This window comes from Pseudoalteromonas sp. bablab_jr011 (genome assembly GCF_016464045.1).
GTDB lineage: Bacteria > Pseudomonadota > Gammaproteobacteria > Enterobacterales > Alteromonadaceae > Pseudoalteromonas > Pseudoalteromonas lipolytica.
Map to the genome: position 1 here is coordinate 1 of NZ_JACDWU010000128.1, position 2,378 is coordinate 2,378.

At 39.5% G+C, this 2,378-nt stretch carries 2 protein-coding genes and 2 pseudogenes; all 4 read left to right on the forward strand.

Annotated elements, in window-relative coordinates; genetic code table 11:
• Positions 1-251 (forward strand): annotated as a pseudogene (locus JIG41_RS05370) (hypothetical protein); the annotation flags it as partial.
• A 53-nt stretch (positions 252-304) separates the two neighbouring features.
• A complete protein-coding gene (locus JIG41_RS05375; protein WP_249406614.1) occupies positions 305-844 on the forward strand; it encodes a hypothetical protein in 540 nt (179 codons plus the stop codon).
• A gap of 158 nt (positions 845-1,002) precedes the next feature.
• Entirely contained in the window at positions 1,003-1,992 is a 990-nt protein-coding gene (locus JIG41_RS05380) for a hypothetical protein (protein WP_199524376.1), read from the forward strand.
• A gap of 189 nt (positions 1,993-2,181) precedes the next feature.
• Positions 2,182-2,378, forward strand: a pseudogene (locus tag JIG41_RS05385) (hypothetical protein); the annotation flags it as partial.

The following is a 2,378-nucleotide window of genomic DNA, read 5'->3' on the forward strand; positions in this document are numbered from 1 at the left end:
ACCGCCCAGAAAAGTATTGGCGTTTAATGAGTTACAAACAAATGCAGCAGATAGAAGAACAGCTTGATAACGATATTTATCGCTTTAACTTTGATGGTGCAATAACCAACCCTAAACGCTGGGCAAACGAAGAAATCACCAAACCATGGGAAAAATGGCCAATTGACGAAAGCTTAAATCAGCCCGATACAACGCCTTATTGGAAGCGGTTAACAAAAACATTATTAAGGCAAATAGCAATGGGTGTTTAAGGCTTAAGGCACTCATAAATGGAATGGCCAAATAACAAGGAATGTACATAGCAATGATAATGAGTAGTGATGATAAAAGCTCAGTAAAATCAAACAAACTAGATGATTTAATCGATAACCTTATTAGTGATGAGGATCTTAAACGCTATATTGCTGAACAAAACGACGGTTTAACTCATGAAGAAAGAGAAAAAATTAAAAGAGAAAATCGTATTAACGCAATTAACCAGTGGTGCGCTGAGAACCCTGGCAGAGACCCAACAAGAGCAAAAGATAAAACCATTAAACAGCTGGCATTAGATGAAGAAGCTGAGGTGCGAATAGAAGAGTTTAGAAAAAATAACCCCGAAAAAGCTGCAGAAAATAGAAGAAGAGCCGAAAATAGTAGTAAATATTTTGATGATAGGCAAACCTACGAAGAGCAACTGCCAAGAGACTATTTGCATCAAGACAGTTATGAAACGCGATTTAAAAAAGCAGAAGCACTCAATGGCTGCCGCTTCAAAACTCGTACCTTTAAAAGTAAGCGCTTTACTGATGAATATTCAGCAGAGCTCAAGTCACCTAATCGAGGGACACTGGGTTCGCACTGATGGGCAACAACTTGCTATTTCATGGTTTGGGGGGGCAAATTTATTTACTGCTCTAAGTTTCTTGCTAATGGTCGCTGCGGTAATGTTTTTTTTCGTTGATCAGAAAAGGAATTCAAACCTAGGCGGTATATGCTGCCTAGGTTTATTTAAGGAATAACATGAGTATATTGAAATATTTGGGTGGTGTTTTACCTAGGAAAACAATTTTTAATCAATTTTTCGAGCAAGGTAATACACTCGACCTGCAAACAAAATTTAGTGGCTTATGCTTGTTAGCTAAATGGTATTACACAAAAAAAACAACGATTGAGAAGAACCCTCAACGATTGCAAACTCACTCATGCGGCAATAGTCCAATTAGACTCTTATTGTTTGGTCCTATGTTTTTAGGGTTTGTTGGAAGTTTAGTGGTTGCTTTAGATATTTTGCTAATCCCATTTCATGGAGAAGACGATGCTTTTCATTGGTGGTTACTATACTTAGTACTGTGCTGGAACTTACTATTTTTAAACTTATTCCCTCTTTGGGATTTGGTGTTTTCACCTAAATATGCCTATTTTGACCGCCAGACAGGCAAAGTCGGTTATACCTTTGATATTCCCGGTTGTGAGGTACGGGATGAATTTGGTAATTGTTGTTTTGATTGGCGTGATATGAAATGTGTACTGGTAAACCAAAGTACCGACCAAGGAGGCTCTCGGGCTTTTTTCCCGGTGATATCGCACAAAGATAGAGATAAATACCCAAATACCAAAATGACCATAGTGGTCACTGAACTTGCACAAAACCCTATTTATTGTTTGTTGTTTTGGGAGCGCTTAGTGCGCTTTATGGATAATACCAAGCCATTACCCGATATTCCAGAATACGAAGGTTACAGGCACCTTGACCCAATCACCGCTGAGTTTGATAAACATAACAGTCGGCCAGAGGTATATTGGCGTGATATGAGCTTTAAACAACAAACCGAAATTTATGATGAGCTATATGCTGAAGCATACAAAATAGATTGGTATAACGATGCCCCCCAGCCCGAAATCACCAAACCATGGCAACGCTGGACACCAGAACCTGAACGTAAAGAAACACTTAATTGGAAATACAAAGCCAAACGGTTATTTATGCAACTAACCTGCGGTATACCGTAAATAGCCATTCTTCATATTAACCTTTATCGCTCTTTAACAATCAGAAAAGGAATTCAAACCTAGGTGGTATATGCTGCCTAGGTTTATCGCCACGTTGCTTGCTCAGTAACATGGCGCCATAACAACCCCACATTACTTGGTCTAATCAATAGTGCACGAAGCAACGGTGCACTAGGAAAGGCCAATGGCGTGGCTATCTTTGCAGACAGAACTGCCGGCGAATCAGCTTTTTTAGATGAAATTGCCAGACCCAAGTATCGAGAACATACACTTGGTGAAATGGTTAATGCCTTTATTCCCACTTACATTATTCCGCCACCAAAATGGGATAACCAAAAAAACGAGCCAATTCTGCCGTGGAACGAACCGCAAACGAATATGGACGT

Excerpts from the sequence above, each read along its gene's own strand:
- JIG41_RS05375 (WP_249406614.1), top strand. The coding sequence starts at position 305 with ATGATAATGAGTAGTGATGATAAAAGCTCAGTAAAATCAAACAAACTA.
- JIG41_RS05380 (WP_199524376.1), top strand. The coding sequence starts at position 1,003 with ATGAGTATATTGAAATATTTGGGTGGTGTTTTACCTAGGAAAACAATT.